Source organism: Psychrobacter sp. ANT_H59, from assembly GCF_008369225.1.
Taxonomy (GTDB): Bacteria; Pseudomonadota; Gammaproteobacteria; order Pseudomonadales; family Moraxellaceae; genus Psychrobacter; species Psychrobacter cryohalolentis.
In genome coordinates, this window is record NZ_VOBE01000002.1 from 39,737 (window position 1) to 57,839 (window position 18,103).

The 18,103-nt window shown below is 41.9% G+C and carries 15 protein-coding genes; 5 read left to right on the forward strand and 10 right to left on the reverse strand.

The window, feature by feature from the left end:
* Window positions 1-244 precede the first annotated feature (244 nt).
* The 3 genes from FQ083_RS03265 (at window position 245) to FQ083_RS03275 (ending at window position 2,664) form a co-directional block, all read left to right on the forward strand.
* Complete coding sequence (locus FQ083_RS03265; RefSeq protein WP_011512763.1) at window positions 245-673, forward strand: hypothetical protein; 429 nt, start codon at window positions 245-247, stop codon at window positions 671-673.
* 31 nt (window positions 674-704) lie between these two features.
* Window positions 705-1,394, forward strand: a complete 690-nt coding sequence (locus FQ083_RS03270) for an LrgB family protein (protein ID WP_149408823.1) — start codon at window positions 705-707, stop codon at window positions 1,392-1,394.
* A 448-nt stretch (window positions 1,395-1,842) separates the two neighbouring features.
* Complete coding sequence (locus FQ083_RS03275) at window positions 1,843-2,664, forward strand: lytic transglycosylase domain-containing protein (protein WP_020442732.1); 822 nt, start codon at window positions 1,843-1,845, stop codon at window positions 2,662-2,664.
* Between the two features lie 134 nt (window positions 2,665-2,798).
* Here the strand turns inward: FQ083_RS03275 and tsf are convergent, their stop codons facing one another.
* From tsf to FQ083_RS03325, 10 genes are all read right to left on the reverse strand, one after another.
* Window positions 2,799-3,683, reverse strand: a complete 885-nt coding sequence (tsf, locus tag FQ083_RS03280; RefSeq protein WP_011512758.1) for a translation elongation factor Ts — start codon at window positions 3,681-3,683, stop codon at window positions 2,799-2,801.
* 256 nt (window positions 3,684-3,939) lie between these two features.
* The gene (rpsB, locus tag FQ083_RS03285; RefSeq protein WP_011279657.1) at window positions 3,940-4,734 is read right to left on the reverse strand and encodes a 30S ribosomal protein S2; all 795 of its coding nucleotides are present in this window, start codon (window positions 4,732-4,734) and stop codon (window positions 3,940-3,942) included.
* Window positions 4,735-5,090: 356 nt separating this feature from the next.
* A complete protein-coding gene (locus tag FQ083_RS03290) occupies window positions 5,091-5,540 on the reverse strand; it encodes a chemotaxis protein CheX (RefSeq protein ID WP_149408824.1) in 450 nt (149 codons plus the stop codon).
* A 41-nt stretch (window positions 5,541-5,581) separates the two neighbouring features.
* Complete coding sequence (locus FQ083_RS03295) at window positions 5,582-6,031, reverse strand: chemotaxis protein CheX (protein ID WP_149408825.1); 450 nt, start codon at window positions 6,029-6,031, stop codon at window positions 5,582-5,584.
* Between the two features lie 46 nt (window positions 6,032-6,077).
* Window positions 6,078-6,440 (reverse strand): response regulator, encoded by a 363-nt coding sequence (locus FQ083_RS03300; protein WP_011512755.1) that lies wholly within the window; start codon window positions 6,438-6,440, stop codon window positions 6,078-6,080.
* Window positions 6,441-6,460: 20 nt separating this feature from the next.
* Entirely contained in the window at window positions 6,461-8,662 is a 2,202-nt protein-coding gene (locus FQ083_RS03305) for an ATP-binding protein (RefSeq protein WP_149408826.1), read from the reverse strand.
* 12 nt (window positions 8,663-8,674) lie between these two features.
* Window positions 8,675-9,547 carry a transporter substrate-binding domain-containing protein gene (locus tag FQ083_RS03310; protein ID WP_011512753.1) on the reverse strand — a complete coding sequence of 291 codons (873 nt, stop codon included), beginning with the start codon at window positions 9,545-9,547 and terminating at the stop codon, window positions 8,675-8,677.
* A gap of 367 nt (window positions 9,548-9,914) precedes the next feature.
* Window positions 9,915-11,174, reverse strand: a complete 1,260-nt coding sequence (locus tag FQ083_RS03315; protein ID WP_149408827.1) for a multidrug effflux MFS transporter — start codon at window positions 11,172-11,174, stop codon at window positions 9,915-9,917.
* A 197-nt stretch (window positions 11,175-11,371) separates the two neighbouring features.
* Window positions 11,372-12,184, reverse strand: a complete 813-nt coding sequence (locus FQ083_RS03320) for a crotonase/enoyl-CoA hydratase family protein (protein WP_011512751.1) — start codon at window positions 12,182-12,184, stop codon at window positions 11,372-11,374.
* Window positions 12,185-12,310: 126 nt separating this feature from the next.
* The gene (locus tag FQ083_RS03325; protein WP_149408828.1) at window positions 12,311-15,820 is read right to left on the reverse strand and encodes an ATP-binding protein; all 3,510 of its coding nucleotides are present in this window, start codon (window positions 15,818-15,820) and stop codon (window positions 12,311-12,313) included.
* A gap of 402 nt (window positions 15,821-16,222) precedes the next feature.
* Here FQ083_RS03325 and cysM point away from each other — a divergent pair, with 402 nt between their 5' ends.
* Both cysM and FQ083_RS03335 read left to right on the forward strand, forming a co-directional pair.
* Window positions 16,223-17,179, forward strand: coding sequence for a cysteine synthase CysM (gene cysM, locus FQ083_RS03330; RefSeq protein WP_149408829.1), 957 nt, complete (start codon window positions 16,223-16,225; stop codon window positions 17,177-17,179).
* 87 nt (window positions 17,180-17,266) lie between these two features.
* Entirely contained in the window at window positions 17,267-18,082 is an 816-nt protein-coding gene (locus FQ083_RS03335) for a 3'-5' exonuclease (RefSeq protein WP_149408830.1), read from the forward strand.
* Window positions 18,083-18,103 lie beyond the last annotated feature (21 nt).

Sequence of the window (18,103 nt, forward strand, 5' to 3'; positions counted from 1 at the left end):
CGCTATTGATAAATAGTGTCCTTTTTAATGCTGAATCAACATAGCGCACAAGTGAAATTCGTATTAGCAACAGCTATATATTGATGTATCGATTTTATTACTTACAGACTATATGGTCACTATTGACCGATACGCTTTATTAGTTGCGACACTCTATATATAATCTTTTATATACTGCACTCGTGAGTCTCCTCTCACTCATCTTTTTACTCTTTTATCTATCCCTGACGTGGTCCACTTGCTTATGAAGTCTACCCATTCTTCAAAAATGCCCTTATGGATGGCATTACTCCTGACGCTCACCATTGTCGTTACTGTACGTGAGTCGGCAGTATTTGTCTGTCAGTTGGCGGGTATTGAAAAAGCGGCCAATATCGTCGGCTTACTGACCATGTTTTTTATTCTGATGATTTGGCGATTTATCAAAGGTATTCCAGGCTGGCTTACCCAAGCGAGTAATACTTTACTTGTCGATAGTGGCTTTGCTTTTTTGCCAGTTTCAGCCGGTGCAGGCTTGCTATTATTTGCTTTAGGAGATGAGCTATGGGGCTTTATGCTTACCATACTGATTAGTACGCTGATACCGATTTGGGGATTTGCCGTGTTATCCAATCGCTGGCTGAACCGTAATAATGATATGAACGGCAACACTACCATTAATGAGCAAAAATGACAGCCTTGAGCGGTATGAATAAAGGAATCTTATGAGTTTTGATAATGTGTTTGTGGTAACCTTTGCGGCGATATTACTGACTTTAGCAGCCCATGTAATTGCTCGCATATTGGCACGCAAACTATCATGGTTACCGATGGTCATTACCGCACTAGTATTGGTCGTTATATTTCTATTCATTTTCCAATGGGATTACAATAATTATTACGCCGTAGCTAAACCCGTTTTTGACCATCTATTAGGTTATGTTACTGTCTTATTGGCAATACCTTTGGCTGCCATGAATTTCAAAGGTCTACCCATCAAGAAACTTGTCTTGATTGTGGCGATGGCAAGTTTGATTGGCGCATTATTACCGATGTCATTAGCCTATCTATTTTCACTCAGTCACGATACGATATTAGCATTTGCCAGTCGTTCAGTGACCACGCCGATTGGTCTTAGCATCGCAGATTTAATCAAAGCACCTTTAGCGATGGCAAACCTGATTATTATCGTTTCAGGTCTCATCGGCGGGACATTAGCACGTTTCTTATTTATTGGCATTGAAGATGACCGTGCTAAAGGCTTAGCGCTTGGCTTAGTTGCTCATGCGTTCGGCACCGTAGAAGCATGGCAAATCAGTCATACAGCGGGCAGATATGCCGCGTTTGGCTTGGCGGTGAATGGTTTGGTCACTGCTGTCTGGGTACCTATATTTATCACAGCACTGTCTGCTTAATAGTCCTTTAATATAGCACTGCTATTCTAATACGGCTGCGAATATTTAGATGCATCGTGTATTTCAATGCTTTTTGGCCAATATTAGTGATAATAGCCCTCCTCTATTTTGCCTTCACTGTAAATGGTCTGTCGCTACTTCTGACCTCGCATTCAATAACGTACACTGCAATACCATATTGATTTTATTAAAAATTTTTACAATTTAAATGTTTGTTTGGCCAGCTTGTCAGGGCAATCAGATGTAGTAAAAAGTTATTATATGTTATAGTAAGCAACTATTATTTTTTGTATCTATTGCAATTGGTTTTGTTAACCGTGGTTCTGCGTTGTAGTACTTAAGCTTAGTGACTATGAAATATTGCAGACAGGATAACCGCTTTATTGCGCAAACCAATGCGTCCATAAGCAAGGCAATTTGCTACTACTCGATAAAAAGTGATAACCCTATGATAAATGTTGCACCTTTTATAACCCGCTGCCTGTCTCCCGTTTTACTCACCGCCGTTGCCCTATCTAGCCTACCTATCGCTGCTCAAGCAGGCAATATGTATATCTATAAAGACAAAGGCGGACAAGTACTTCTCACCAACGTCAATCCCAGTGGTAATTTTGATAAATTTACTAAAAAAGTAAAAGTCACTTATTATAAAGATTCTAGTCTGTATGATGGTGGTAGCAGCAGTAATAGCAATGACTATGGGAGCAGCTCTGCAAGCAGCAGCGGTACTCGTAACTCTTATGATAGCTATATTCTGGCTTCAGCGCAGCGCCACGGTGTCGATCCAGGACTTATGAAAGCCATGATGCATACTGAGTCTGCCTTTAATCCCAATGCTCGCTCACCAGTTGGTGCGCAAGGTTTGATGCAGCTAATGCCAGCTACAGCACGTCGATTTAAAGTGAGTAACCCTTGGAATCCTGCTGATAATATTGAAGGTTCTGCCAAATATATCGCTTGGCTGATGCGCCGCTTTAACAACAACGTCGAGTTTGCGGTCGCGGGTTATAATGCAGGTGAAGGTAACGTCGATAAATATAATGGCATTCCACCGTTTAAAGAAACGCGTAACTATGTCAAAAGTGTGATGAGCCGCTATCATAGCCTGTATAAAAACGATTCAGGGCTATCTGGTAATACGATGAATGCTAACAATAGCAATACAGCCAATACCAGTAATGGCGGTGGCATGCAAAACGTTAGTTATGGCACGAGTAGCAACAGTAATAGCGCAAGCTATGCCAACTCTGCTTATTTAGCATTGCGTTAATCCAAAATAAAAATCACAGACATAAAAAACCCGTTAAATAAATAACGGGCTTTTTTATGCTTGATTGCTTCTTATGTCAAACAATCTATAAGTACTGAGCAAAAACAAACTCAGTACTTACTGCATTTTAAAACTTACTTGTTAGCTAGTGCTTGAGTTGCAGCAACTTCAGCAGCAAAGTCTTCTTGCTTCTTCTCAATACCTTCACCAACTTCTAGACGTTTGAAGCCAAGTACTTTTACGCCTTCAGCTTTTAGTACGTCACCAACTTTTTTCTCATTGTCCATAACGTATGGCTGACGTAATAAAGTAACTTCTTCTAGGTACTTACGTAGACCACCTTCGATCATTTTTTCAACGATGTTGTCAGGCTTGCCAGACTCACGTGCTTTTGCTTCAATGATGTCTTTTTCGCGCGCTAATAGATCAGCAGCGACGTCTTCATCAGCAACAGCAACTGGGTTGAACGCAGCGATGTGCATAGCAAGATTTTTACCAGTTTCTGCACTGCCGCCTTCATAAGATACCACTACGCCGATACGTAGACCATGGCGGTATGCAGCAATGTTAGCGCCTTCAAGTACTTCAACACGGCGGATTTGGATATTCTCACCGATTTTTTGTACTAGAGATACACGTGCTTCTTCAACTGTTTGACCATTGCCATATGGCAATTCAGCGATAGCAGCTACGTCAGTCACATTGTTTTCTAATGCAAGGTTTGCAACTGTTTCTGCAAAGGCTGCGAAGTTTTCATCTTTTGCAACGAAGTCAGTTTGGCAGTTCACTTCTAGCAAGAATGCTTTGCTGTCGCCTTGAGCGATGATGATAGCGCCGTCAGCTGCGATGTTACCCGCTTTTTTAGCCGCTTTTGCTTGACCAGATTTACGTAGGTTATCAATGGCAGTTTCGACATCACCGTTTGATTCTTCTAACGCTTTTTTACATTCCATCATGCCAAGACCAGTACGGTCACGCAATTCTTTTACCATTTTGGCAGATACTTTTACTTCTGACATAAGAGTTACCTTTTATTATGTAGGTGAGCATTATTATATATGGGAGTGCACGATATCTAAACGCATTTGAATTCTGTATAGCGGCTTAACAACGCCACTTTAACAAATCCGCTTTAACAATAAGGCATGACGAGTAATACTACATCATGCCTATTGTTTGTCTTTATGCTGTCTATACTATAAGTCATGTTATATGGCTGTTAATAGAAAAACTATCAAGGCAGCCTTACAACATTAAACCATATCACTCAGCGATTTATTCTGCTGGAGTAGCAGCTTCTTCAGTTTGAGCATCAGCTGCTTCTTCAGTAGCAGGTGCTTCTTGCTCAGCTTTACCACCAGCTTGAGTTTGTGCGTATTCTTTACCGGCGATGATTGCATCAGCCATAGAAGTTACGTACAAAGTCACAGCACGGATAGCATCATCGTTTGCTGGGATGATGTAATCAACGTTATCAGGGTTAGAGTTAGTATCAACGATACCGATAACTGGGATACCTAGGTTCTTAGCTTCTTTGATAGCGATTGCTTCATGATCTACGTCTACAACGAAGATTGCGTCAGGTAGACCGCCCATGTCTTTGATACCGCCCAATGAACGCTCAAGTTTTTCCATATCGCGAGTACGCTCTAACGCTTCACGCTTAGTAAGCTTAGCGAAAGTACCGTCTTCAGCTTGTTTTTCTAGCTCTTTTAGACGATTGATTGACTGGCGTAGTGTTTTCCAGTTAGTCAACATACCACCTAACCAGCGATGGTCAACGTATGGCATGCCAGCACGTGCTGCTTGCTCAGCGATAACGCCGCTAGCTGCGCGCTTAGTACCAACAAATAATACTTTGTTTTTCTTAGCAGCTAAGCCGTTAACGTAAGTCAATGCTTCGTTAAACGCTTTTACCGTGTGCTCAAGGTTAATGATGTGAATCTTGTTACGGGCACCAAAAATATATGGACCCATTTTTGGATTCCAAAAACGTGTTTGGTGACCAAAGTGAGCGCCGGCTTGTAATAGGTCGCGCATTTCGATTTTGGTTGGATTCTTTGTAGCCATGTTAAATGTCCTGTTGGTTGGGTTATGCCTCCACATCACAAAAACTGCCTATCTAGCGACACGCATCTGCTATGAGTTAGGTATATCAATGAAGCACCTAGCCATGAAGCAAATTAATCAAGTCGCCAAACACCCAGCAATTCTTTGCCATGATGTGTGTGTCATTGGTTGATGGGTTGGTTAAAAAACTGAGCTACGATTTGAACGTACAGAATACTATATGATAAAAAATAGCTGGGCTGTATTTTATCATATAACGCTTAGCGACTGCTAGCGCTATTATAAGGTTTAAGTGGATGATAATGCATAAAAAAACGACGGTGAGACGTCGTTTTTTTAATCAATTTGGAATAAGATTAAGCGATACTGATACCGATGACTGCTTTATAGCCTCGCCACGTAAATGGCGTGACATAGCTTTGGCGGTCTTTTGGTAGATAAGGAATACTGGGTATACCTTCAATAATCTTGGGCGGTGAGATAATAAAATCGGCACCAAACTCGGTACGAGCGTTGCCAGAGATGGTATTTGCCATCTCACCTAACAAGTCTTTCATCATCGTCATGGAAGAGTCAGGCTCGCCCATCACTTTGATGACTTCACGCAGCATATTGCTTGGGGCACTGACATAGACACAGCCTTCAAGCGGTCCAGATATTTTAATCATGCCGCTATAATCGTAACCAACCGCATTTTTATTGCTGTTTAGGTAAGGCGTATCAATGACCACTGCCTCACCATCAATCTGGGCAAAAAATGCACTGATTGAACTTAAAAAGACGCCTAACTTTTCTACATTAACCATAATTGTTCATCGTCCATAGTTATCATCACGGGGTTGTGTAATCAATCTTGCAAACAAACCACAATCTCTCCGATTTGATTGCGCCAACTCACTGGAATGATAAAAGAACGGCCACTTTTAGGCAAAATGATACTTTGCGGCGAGCCTTTAAAGACAAACGGGACAGAGATATGAAATTCTGGACCAAACTCGTGACGAGCATTACCCGAAACCGTATTGGCAACCTCGCCTGCTAAATCGACCAGATTGTCCTCACTTTTATCTATCTCGCCCATACTGTCTAGAATACTGCTCAATAACGCTGTGGTCGCCGTAAAATAAACCACCCCTTTTTGCACTCCTGATATACCGATGACGCCCGTATAATCATGGACTTTTGGCTGTTGGTTTTCTAACAAGTAAGGCGTATCGACCACCAACTCATCATTACCAAACTGAGTAAAATAGTTGGTAATGATACTCACAAAAATTTGTAAATTTTGCTCTTTCATAATGTGTGTTCTTTAATAAGGTATTTATTAAAATTATTGGACAATATTAGTCTTGTACCAACTCATACAAAGACTCTACCAGCTCTTCTTCTGAGAACGGTTTGCACAAGAACCCACTCGCGCCCAATGATAACGCTTCAATGCCAGTAGATTTGTCAGACAAGGCTGAGACCACCAAGATACGAACGTCAGGGTCGATAGCAATGATTTTTTCAATACATTCAAGACCGTCCATTTGCGGCATGGTCAAATCCATGGTCACCACATCTGGACGATGAATATTGAACTTTTCAAGCGCTTGAACCCCACTGGTTGCCGTAGCAACCAACATGAATTGACCCGAGTCATAAGCGCGCTGAATACGGTTTCGAATAATATTTGAATCATCGACGATCATTAATTTATACATAGATTTTTTATTGTCCTTAATTACGCAGCAGGCAAGGTGATGACAAAACGAGTCATTTTCCCAAGCTCAGTATTTACATTCAGCTTACCGTTGTGCTCTTTGACCAACGCCTTGATAACGTCTAAGCCCACACCACGACCGCCATCTTCATCGGCATGTTCTTTAGTCGAGAAACCAGAAGCAAACAAAGTTTTGAGCAGATCACCATGAGTCATCTGACTCGCCTCTTCTTGCGTGAAACGACCATCAGCAATCAGCTTATAACGAATGCCTTCATAATCAATACCTTGACCATCATCTTGCAGTGCGATGATTAAGTTTTGACTGTCACGTTGCATCTCTAAATCAATGCTACCGATGGCAGACTTGCCCGCTGACTGACGCGCTTCAGGTGATTCGATACCATGTACCACTGCATTACGTAGCAACTGAATACTGATTTCTTTGATCGGTTGTTTGAGGCGTTCAGGGATGTTTATATGTGCTAAATTATGACCGTTAAGCTGTATTTTCTTGCCCTGTCTAACAGCAATGTCTTTAGCAAAATCTTGGTAATAAGATAGATGCTCGTCATCTGACTCATCGCTCAAATCGATTTCATTACCGCCATCGACATTTATGTTAGTGGTAACAACGCCTGCTACTTGAGCTTGGACAACACTTGGTTGTGGTGCAGTCTTTACTGGCATTACAGGTTTTGCATTATTGTTAGCTTTTGGCGCTGCCTGATTGATACGTTCACCTAGCGTTTCAATGGTATTCGATAGGCTCAATAAGTCATCCAAATGCACGGCGAGCGGTAAGAAGTTATTACCCGACAGCTTGCCTTGATTTTGCAGCGCATCAAGCTTATCTTCAGCATCTGATGCGATTTTGGTAAAGCTATGCAGTTTAAGCGCAGATGCCTCACCTTTTAGGCTATGCATTTCACGATAAATCGCTTTTAGCTTCCCTTCTAGCTCAAATTGCGAGCTACCAGGATTTTTCAGGATATTGTTCATCTTATCGATGTGAGCTTTGGTATTACTAATAAACTCATTAATAATTTTTGGATTCACGTTTAAGATGGTCGTCAACATCTCAATCTGCATATCATTTTGCGAGCGCTCTTTTTCTAGGCGCTGCTCTAAATAAACCGCATCTGAGACGTCATTGACGTTGACCAAAATACGGGCAATGTCTTTATCTTCATAAACACGTGAAAACTTAAAGTCTAAGAAGCGACTGGTCGTACTCTCTTCTCCAGACGCATTGTGTAGCATGACTTTATGCAAAGGATTCAAAGAATCAACCAGCTTTTCTTTGACACGTGGATTGTATAACTGCTCGATAAACTGACGGGTGGTTCTCAAATCCTTGTCTGAAATACGGCCACGCAGTACATCAGCAAAGTTTTCTCCTGCCAACCTATCCTCACCAATAATGCCGTTAAGCGCGCGAGAATGCTGCTGACCAATATTCAAGTCCTTATCCAACAAGAACAGGCCGGTATTAACCGTTTCCATAATTTCTTGCGTTTCACGACGAGCGGCCAACGCTTCAGCATCGGTATCACGCAGACGACGTACAAAGAAAAATACGAAGATTAGGAAGTAAGCAAAAATAGCTGCAACCCCTAATATCTGAATTAGGCGGATAGTGTCTGCTTGGCGTTCAGCGTTGATAAACACTTCATCGGTGAGCTGGTCTAACGAATCGTTAATTAGTAGACTCGATGTTTTTGCCTGTTCAACCGCTTGAATCAATTCATCAGATGAATCGACCATGATGTTGTCAGCGTCTTTAAGGTAAGTCTGAATCTTAGGCTCTAAAAGTAACCACTGCTCATTCGCCGCAGCGACTTTGGTTTGAGAGTTATTATTAATCTTCGGTAAGTCATAGCTTTTACCATCGACATCGGTAATTTCACCACCCTGTTCAATAGCAGTGATAGAGCTAGTAATAAGCGCTGTATTTTGCTCCAAACGCTCTAATACTCGTTGTATATGCGGCGAGTTGGTGTCTTCACCGTAACTGCTGTCCAAGTCGAATAAGTCTTTAATTACCGCTTGGGCGCTATTAGCAACTTGGTTGGTTTTATCAATTAAAACTGTATTTCTTTCAAGCAAGCTTGAGGTATAAAAAGTAAACGCTAGCAAGGCGCCAATCAAAGATAAAAATAATGCAATCGAAATAATCAGACTGCGATAGCGCTTATTATCGACATTGTGTGTGGTTGCCATCTTTATAGTCCCTTAGCTCGATTGCTGATTATTTGAAGTACTTTTGGTCGCAGGCTCAGTCGCACCCAGCCATTTCTCTTCAATCTCTTTAAATGTGCCTTTTGCTTTTAGCTTGGTAATGCCTTCATTTACACTCTTGATCAGCTTGGTATTTTCTTTTGCCATCAACACGACTTGCTGTGCTGAAGGCGCATCCGCTGCTTCATAAGGGACAATCTTAACTTTATGTTCTGGATAACCTTTTATAATGTATTGCAAAACTGGCATATCATATAAGAACACATCAGTATTACCTTGAACTAAGTCCTGATAAGCCAAAAATGCAGTAGATCTTGAAACCAGCTCAACTGAGCTGCCCATCTCTTTTAGAGTGTCTTCTTCTTTAGAACCCTCTAAAGTACCTGTTTTTAGACCTTTGATATCGTTTAAATCTTTGATATCAAACTTTCCTTCCAAATACATAATAGTAGCTGGATTGAAAAAGTAAGGCGTTGACAGACCATATCTAATTGCACGATCATCTTTATAAGAAATACCAGAAATAGCTAAATCACGCTTTCCCGATTCCACACTATCGAACATATCCTGCCATGACTCTTTGTAGAATTCGACTTTAAAGCCTTGCTCTTCCCCAATGGCTCTAATCGAATCGACATCAGTGCCTTGCATGTTGCCATAATCATCTTGAAATGAGAAAGGCGGTAAATCACCAGTCATTGCCACCTTTAATGTCGGTGCTGTAGCAGGAAGTTTACTGACAAAATTGTCTTTATGTTCCGTTACTGTTGCGCCAGCTGCATTAGCGTTGTCTTGGGTAGAAGAATTTCCACACCCAAATAAGCCTACACTCAATATAATCGGTAATGCTCGATATAATAGCTTCATCTCTTATCCTTAAGCCTCAATTTTATCCAAAAAATCAATTTCAAAAACAATTCTGTAAGTTTAAGAAAGGTATAAAAAACACTTAATTACAGAAAATTACCTTAGATAATAATTGAGCAACTCAGTCATTGCAATCACTTTGTTTTGTCAAGACAAACAATTGTTCATATATAGCTATAAATGTATATACAATATATAAATCAGGTTCAAGATTTTTACCTATCAAGCTAAGCGTACTGAGGCTTGTACCAAAAATAGATATTATTAACAATGCATAAAAAAAGCATAAAAAAAAGCACTCAGACGATGAATACGTACTGAATACTTTTTTACTGATGAATATTAATAAATAGAATTTGTCAGTTAATTAATCTGCATTATCTAAATCCAAATTACGGTCTATCTGCCAAATTAAATAGCAACCAAGACTCATCAGTGCAAACATCGCGATACCGATTTTCAGTACTGGATTGACGGGGAATAAGTTTAATAACAATCCACCAAAGATACCTACTGAGAACATAAGTGAGCCTTGTAGCGCACTGGCCATACCAGCACGGCGCTTTTGAAAAGCGAGCGCAATCGCTGAAGCGTTGGGCTGTGTCAAACCTAGACCTGAGATACAAAAGAAAATACAGACTAAGACCAATGGCAACCAAGCATCCGTGCCAAATACAATACCGAGGGTAAATAGAGCCCCTGCTGAGATGACCTGCATCATCGCACCAAAACGTAAAATACTCAAAATACGGAAGCGATTGGTCAGCCATTGGTTAAGCTGCGTCAATGCCACAAAGCCTGCGGCATTCATACCAAAGAGCCAGCCAAAATGTGTGGCTGACATGCCATAGGTATCCATGATAAGTTCAGAGGCTGAGCTGATATAAACGAACATTGCGCCCATCAATAACCCGCCGCCAATCGCCGGATAGTTAAAGGTGGGATCTCTCAGCAAATCCCAATATTGACTGAGTATCTCTTTGGCAGGACGCACATTGCGGTTTTCTTCGCTAAGGGTCTCAAAAAAGAAAAATTTGGTCAGTAATAAATTTAACGTGCCAAAAGCCGCCAAAAACCAAAAGATAGAATGCCAGCTAAAATACTGCAAAAATACTGCGCCAAGTGATGGTGCTAGTATCGGCGCTAAGCCCATTACCAAAATCATGATAGAAAACGCTTTTGCCGTTTGCTTAGCGGTTAGACGGTCTCGGATCGCAGCACGGGTAACCACTGCCCCTACGCAAGCACCGAGCGCTTGCAAAGTACGACCAGCGAATAACACGTATTCATTGTTGGTGGTTGCACAAATAATAGAGGCAATCACATATAAGACCATGCCTATATATAAAGGCTTGACACGGCCAACGCGGTCACTAAAGGGACCATAAAACAATTGACCAAATACCAATCCGACAAAGTAAGCAGGTACGGAGTTTGCCATAAAGGCAGTCGACACACCAAAGTCATCCGCCATCGATGGTAACGCTGGCAGATACATATCAATAGATAAAGGTCCTACCGCAACGATAAGACCCAACATCATAATCCATGCGACAGGTAAATCGGCAGAGCGCACGCGGTCAGCAGCAAGCGGTTTATTAGAAAGGGGGGATTTTGGAGCAGACATAGTTAAACCATTTGATCTAGTGATTGTTATTTTATTTTTATCGACGAACCGCTACGCAAGCAGACAGTCTTATATCGCACTGTCTGCCTATATTTCAATAGAGGTATCACGTTAATAAAACAAACTTTAATCAATAAAACAATGGTTCGTTTGAAATAAGATGAAGTCATTTAAAACAATAAGCTATCTAAACTGTATTAACGGAACTGGCGCTTGCCAAATACAGTACTGGCTTGCTTCGCTTTTCTAAGGGCAAGTTTACGATTGCGACCGAACATCATCTTTAATTGCCAGACTTTTTCTATATATAAAGTCGTTGCAGATTGTTCAAACATGGCATTGATAACGCGTTTACTTGCCAGCACGGCATCTGGTGACCGTTCAGCAAATTCAGCGGCAAGTTGCTGCGCTTGCTCAAGTGGCGTCTCACTGCAATGACTGACCAATCCTAGCTCTTTGCCCTGCTCTGCACTAACGATACGGGCTGTCATTGCCAGCTCTTTTAGGATATCAGCGCGTACCACGCCAAAACCAGATTGCGTCAAGCCCATATCTGGTACTAGTCCCCATTTAGCTTCCATAATAGCCAATTTACAATCAGGATGGCTGATACGAATATCACATGCCAGCGCCAGCTGTAAGCCTGCACCTATGCAATATCCTTCAAGTACGGCAATGACAGGTACTGGGACATCACGCCATACTAAGCACACGCGCTGAAATGAGCTTTGCCAAGGTTTGATCAGCTCCCATAGCGCAAAAACTTGGTTTTTGGGGTGGTTTAAGTCGCCCAAATCAATCCCTGCGCAGAAGGTGCCTTCAGCGCCATTTAAAATCACCGCACGTATTGTTTTGTCTTTACTGATGCGACCGGCTACCGCAATCAACTCTTCGACCACTTTAAAACTCATGGCGTTTTTTTTCTCAGGTCGATTGATTGTCACGGTTAAAATATCGTCGGTCGCGCTAACTTGCAGTGTTTCATATTGGTAGGTGGCGATAGTGTGCATAATCATCCTTAATAATTAAAATAATAGCTTATATATAGAGTGATATTAACAGCCTTGCCTATCTCCTACCTTATCAATAACTGACTGCCACGATATCGTTAGCTCTTAGTATCATAAAACTTTTCCTTAAATCATTTTCCAAGTCATATCGTTTTCACTTAGACGATGGTAATTAAGCTGCGGATAAGCAGACAAATCCAGCGTTTGCAAATTATTCAAAGCAGTTAATAAAGCCTTATAATAAGGCTCTAACATTGCAAACTGTGCAGGCGTGGTATGCTGGATATTTAATAAACACTTATCTTCTAAATCTTGGCTGGCTTGGCGCAGTTGTGGCACGCCCGTATAACGACTGCCGCCCAATATCCGATGAGCGATTTGCGCGAGCATACTGCGATTGTGTGCCTCCCACGCTTGCGTCAATGCTTGTTTTTCCTCATTAATGGTATCAAGCATCATAATGATTAGCTTTGCAGCAAGATCTGGCTTATTGGCTGATCGCGTCAATGCATCTTGCCAATCTAGAATATCTAAGGTATTAAATACAGAAGCATTTAAGTTATTGTCGTTTTGCAGATACACAGTACTGACTGATAGTTCATCTTTATTATCATCGAGTGTTTGAATAGAACGCGTACCAAATGCCGCCTGCCCTTGTTCTTGAAAACGCAGGTTTTCATAGCGTGGCTGCGTTTCGCGCAGATTTTCACGTCGATAGTCTTCACGTGGTTGACTGTCACGCAGGTAGTCATCACGGATTTTTTTCAGTGACAGAGGTCGCTTCACTCTTTTCTCATTGCTCATCTTGGTAGGTTTATAACTCTGAACCTGCTCGCTTCGAATCATTTGATAGGTAGGCGGCGCTGCATTTTTAGGCGCAGATGAGGAAGGTTGCAGCATCATATTTGGTACATCAGAATTTTGAGCGTCAATGGTTTTTGAGTCTAATACTTGTAAGTCACCTGCTATGCCAAGACCTTGTGGATACTCATCATTTTCTGCCGTTAATGGTGATGACGACGCATTACGCCCAAGCCATTTTTGTAATACTTGTAGCAGCTGCGGCTGGCTAATAGGCTTACCGACATAATCATTGATACCACTAGCGACTAATTTATCCCGCTCGTCTGCCAGCCCATGTGCAGTCAGTGCAATAATGGGAATATGACTATCTGCTGCTTCAATCTTACGGATTTGTCGCGCCGCCTCATGCCCTGACATACGTGGCATTTGAATATCCATAAAGATAAGATCGATCCTATCTTTAGGTTGTGCGTTACCCTTTTCTTCTATCGTTACGTCTTCGATATGTAACGTGCTAACCGCTGATTTACTGACATCATCTCGCGTGACCGCTTTTGAGATTTGAGTTTTTTTCGACAGGCTTTGTTTTTCAGTTTTGGTAGCTTTGATATTTTTCGCTTGTTGTTTACTGATTAGCTCTATCGCATCAAATCCGTTACTGGCCGTAATAACATGAATACCAAGCTCGCTCAGCAGCGCATCAAGCACCAGTAAGTTTGGCAAATGATCGTCAACTGCCAATACGGTAACGCCTTTCCAACGTGGTTCTGCCATACCAGTAGGTACACTACGCTTTTGCGTATCTAGCATGGCATACAACTGTCTCTTGTCTAATGGTTCATACAAAATATTGGCATGGTAACGATTGAGTAGTGCTTGATCGGCGGCAACTTGATAACCAAAGACGGCCAGTTTACCTTGATAATGTAGACGGATTTGCTTAAGCAGCGCCATCATATCGTCTTGGGTATCATCATCAACGATGACCCAGTCCCAATAATTACCACGCTCTTTTAACGATTCAAGCAAACCTGGCAAAGAATTGGCTTGGGTTAGCTTAATAGGCAAATGATGCAAACTAGCTTTCAGTACTTGTATAGACGCGGTATGGTTAATCCAAATAAGGACATTAAATTCATCGGTTGCACTTGCCAATGGTGCCAATACGGGCAGCTCAATGGTTTGTCCTGTCGCTGCCTCTACCACATCAACATGTGCGGGCATACGAAACCAAAAAGTTGCGCCTTGATTGGAAATATTCTCTTGCATATTGTCATAAAAACCAATATCGCCGCCCATCAGCCGTGTTAATTGTTTAGAGATGACCAGTCCCAGTCCTGTACCACCATACTGACGCGTGATGGATGGGTCTCCTTGACTAAAGCTTTGAAAGAGCATTTTTTGATCAGACAGCGAGATGCCTTTACCACTGTCTTGCACGCTAATCATCAAATAATTGTCTTGATAGTCATCTAAACTGACGCGCACCACCACGTCACCGCTATCAGTAAATTTAATCGCATTACCAACAATATTGGTTAGTACTTGTTTGAGGCGCAGCGCATCACCATTGATACGCATTGGCACATCGTTGTAAAACAGTACCGCCATGCGCAGACCTTTTTCTGCAGACACCGGCGACAGCATATCGACCACATCATAGATAGTGTCATAAAGATCAAACTCATGGCGATCTAGTACCAACTTGCCCGCTTCGATTTTAGAGAAATCAAGCACATCATTGACCAATGCCAATAAGTGCGCAGACGATTTACGGATGGTTTGTACATACAAATCTTGTTCAGGATTGAGCTCACCGTGACGCGCGAGCAAATTAATAAAACCATCAATACTATTGAGCGGCGTACGCAGCTCATGACTGATATTGGCTAAAAACGCTGATTTGGCTTGGCTGGTAGAAATTGCCGCATCACGCGCATTACGAATAGAGATGTTTTGCATCTCCATCTCATCAAAAGCCAGACGCAAATCATCTTCGGTCTGCTCCGCATGCTCTTTCAGCTCTTGAAAACTGACATACAAACGACGTAATGTTCTCACCAAGTCTTGTTGTAATAGATTTAGCTCACCATTCGATTCAACAGGGATAGGCTGATAAAGATTATCGACGTGAGTACGCTGTAATTGCAGCCGCAGCTCATAAATCGGCGCAATCCAACGTTTTGAATAAATGTTTAAACTTAGTAGTAGAATTAATAACGTAAACAAACCGGTAATCACCAATGCCATAGCGATACGATAGCGCGCAATATAAAGCGGCTCACTATCCATATCGACTAATAACCACAGTGTCTGACCCTCAAACTCACCTAATATACTGCCGTAAGCGGTACCGATAGGAGTGGATTTTTGCGCTAAAAAACGCTCTGATGGATCGATTGCAGGCCACGCCTCTTCCGTACCATAGCCAACTGTCGCAAGTATGTCGTTGCTCTGATTGACAATAGCGATACGCTGAACATGTTGCTCTGCCCGCATACGCCTGAGTTTATCTTGGATGCCTTCTAACTTTGCAATCGCAGCTTGCGAGACTTTATTATTATTGTCATCAGCGTTTTCATTATTATTTTCTGAAGTCTGTATCTTGGCAGCATCTTGCTCTAACAGCTCAGGTATTATCTCTGCAATCGTAGGTGAATAGCGGATAAGCACCGCCTCAGCCAACACTGCTTGCTCTGAATTACTGGCACGCATGGTTTCATAAAACACCAAGATACCGCCCACTGCTGCGAGTAAACAGATGGGCAAAAATACCAATATGACCAGCTGACCATAGGCACTACTGGTATCAAAACGTTTTTTGTAAGCCATACTGGGCACCATCTCCACTACTGTTTTTGTTACTGGCATTTTACAATGCTTTTACTGACCGCTTAGGTATCATCTATTAACGACTATATAGCTTATGATTATCTTAACAGGATTCCATTAGCCGCTGTTAGACAATCATCGATAAAGCTATCTGCGTTAAGCGCCATCAAAAACAAGATGATACAATGTCGCAAATTTTTATTTTCCATAATAAATACCTGACAGTCACGATGTATTGACTTATTATTGACGCATTTATAAAAACATGGTTATTTAACACTTTAATACCATAATCTTATCAAATAATAAAAACGCTGCCGTTACCTCAAAGTATTGCCAAATATATAGCACTTTACTATAGCGTTAAACTACTTTAAAAATAGATACTATTAAGGATACTTTATGTCCGCTACAGCTCAGTCAAACGCCAATTTCATTACTCAAATTACTGACCTTGCTGATTGCGTCGGTCAAACGCCGTTAGTCAAATTGCAGCGCTTACCTGAACAAGAGCAGATTGACAATGGTGCTATTATGCTTGCCAAGCTTGAAGGTAATAATCCTGCTGGTTCTGTCAAAGACCGCCCTGCTTTTAATATGATTTATCAAGCGGAGCTACGCGGTGATATTAAGCCAGGTGACATGTTGATTGAGGCAACCAGTGGCAATACTGGTATTGCATTAGCCATGGTAGCGGCGATGCGTGGCTATCCGATTACCTTGTTTATGCCAAGCAACTCAACCCAAGAACGTAAAGACGCCATGACGGCTTATGGTGCGACGCTGATTGAGGTAGAAGAAGGGATAGAAGCCGCGCGCGACATGGCATTACAAATGCAAACGGACGGTAAAGGTATTGTCTTAGATCAGTTTAATAACCCTGATAATAAACAGGCGCATTATCTGACTACAGGTCCTGAGCTGTGGGCGCAAACAGACGGTAAAATTACCCATTTTATCAGCTCTATGGGTACCACAGGCACCATTACCGGCGTGGCACAATATTTAAAAGAGCAAAACCCTGATATACAAATCATCGGTTTACAGCCTGATGAGGATGCAGCTATCGCTGGTATCCGCCGCTGGCCTGCCGCTTATATGCCAGGGATTTTTGATGCCGAATTAGTCGATGAGATTATGGATATCGATCAGCGCGTCGCTGAGGTTTATATGCGTAAGCTTGCTAAAACCGAAGGGATTTTTGCGGGCGTCTCATCAGGTGCAGCAGCATGGGCAGCCACACAAGTTGCTAAGGCAAATCCTGATGCCGTCATTGCCTTTATCGTCTGTGACCGTGGTGATCGTTATTTATCGACCGGCTTATATAATGTTGATGATAGCTTAGATAATGTAAACTAAGATAATTTATAAATCGCTGACAATGCCGTTGATGCGGTCAGTGCGTTTAATGCAGTGTAGTAAGACAATGATCAGGTAGAAACCTCTATGTCACAAGCTTTTTCGTCTGACCCTATTTTGGTCTTTGATATTGAAACGGTTGCAGATACCGATGCTGGCCGCCGTATCTATCCGCAATTGGCTAAGCTCAACGATGCAGATACACTCAGTGCGTTAACTGCCATTCGTATACAAGAAGTCGGGCATGATTTCATGCGTTTGCCATTACAGCGCATTGTCTGTATCTCTGCTCTATATATTAAAGATGGTACTTTTTCATTATTTTCCCTCACTGCAGACAAATTTAGCGAAGAAGAGATTCTTGCCAAGTTTTTTCGCGCCTTTAATGATATTGCAAAACTGCCTAAACTGATCAGCTGGAATGGTTCAGGTTTTGACATGCCTGTGCTTATTTATCGTGCCATGCAATATGACTTGGCAGCGCCTTGGTTATTTGAAGAAGGTGAACGTATCAAAAACATGCGTTTTGACAACTATGTCAATCGCTTCCATACGCGCCATATTGACTTAATGGATCGATTTAGCCAATACGGTGCCAGTCGCCGTGAAGCAATGGATGTCGTTGCTAGCTTATATGGCTTGCCCGGTAAAACAGATGTTGATGGCAGTATGGTCGGCGAGCTTGTCAGCAATAATGACTGGCAAACGCTGTCAATATATTGTGAGTCTGATGTGATGAATACTTGGTTAATATACCTGCGTTGGCTGCGTTTGACCGGTCAGCTATCCTTGCCAGATTTTACCGTTTGGCAGCAGCAAAGCCGCGATTATTTAACCAAATTTACCCAAGTAGATGGCACGCCACGTCATCAGGCATTTTTGAATGACTGGCTTATCAGCTAGCAATTTTAGCCAGTTGATATA

Bases quoted from the DNA above. Each gene is read 5' to 3' on its own strand.
- FQ083_RS03265 (WP_011512763.1), top strand. From the start codon at position 245: ATGAAGTCTACCCATTCTTCAAAAATGCCCTTATGGATGGCATTACTC.
- FQ083_RS03270 (WP_149408823.1), top strand. From the start codon at position 705: ATGAGTTTTGATAATGTGTTTGTGGTAACCTTTGCGGCGATATTACTG.
- FQ083_RS03275 (WP_020442732.1), top strand. From the start codon at position 1,843: ATGATAAATGTTGCACCTTTTATAACCCGCTGCCTGTCTCCCGTTTTA.
- tsf (WP_011512758.1), bottom strand. From the start codon at position 3,683: ATGTCAGAAGTAAAAGTATCTGCCAAAATGGTAAAAGAATTGCGTGAC.
- rpsB (WP_011279657.1), bottom strand. From the start codon at position 4,734: ATGGCTACAAAGAATCCAACCAAAATCGAAATGCGCGACCTATTACAA.
- FQ083_RS03290 (WP_149408824.1), bottom strand. From the start codon at position 5,540: ATGGTTAATGTAGAAAAGTTAGGCGTCTTTTTAAGTTCAATCAGTGCA.
- FQ083_RS03295 (WP_149408825.1), bottom strand. From the start codon at position 6,031: ATGAAAGAGCAAAATTTACAAATTTTTGTGAGTATCATTACCAACTAT.
- FQ083_RS03300 (WP_011512755.1), bottom strand. From the start codon at position 6,440: ATGTATAAATTAATGATCGTCGATGATTCAAATATTATTCGAAACCGT.
- FQ083_RS03305 (WP_149408826.1), bottom strand. From the start codon at position 8,662: ATGGCAACCACACACAATGTCGATAATAAGCGCTATCGCAGTCTGATT.
- FQ083_RS03310 (WP_011512753.1), bottom strand. From the start codon at position 9,547: ATGAAGCTATTATATCGAGCATTACCGATTATATTGAGTGTAGGCTTA.
- FQ083_RS03315 (WP_149408827.1), bottom strand. From the start codon at position 11,174: ATGTCTGCTCCAAAATCCCCCCTTTCTAATAAACCGCTTGCTGCTGAC.
- FQ083_RS03320 (WP_011512751.1), bottom strand. From the start codon at position 12,184: ATGCACACTATCGCCACCTACCAATATGAAACACTGCAAGTTAGCGCG.
- FQ083_RS03325 (WP_149408828.1), bottom strand. From the start codon at position 15,820: ATGGCTTACAAAAAACGTTTTGATACCAGTAGTGCCTATGGTCAGCTG.
- cysM (WP_149408829.1), top strand. From the start codon at position 16,223: ATGTCCGCTACAGCTCAGTCAAACGCCAATTTCATTACTCAAATTACT.
- FQ083_RS03335 (WP_149408830.1), top strand. From the start codon at position 17,267: ATGTCACAAGCTTTTTCGTCTGACCCTATTTTGGTCTTTGATATTGAA.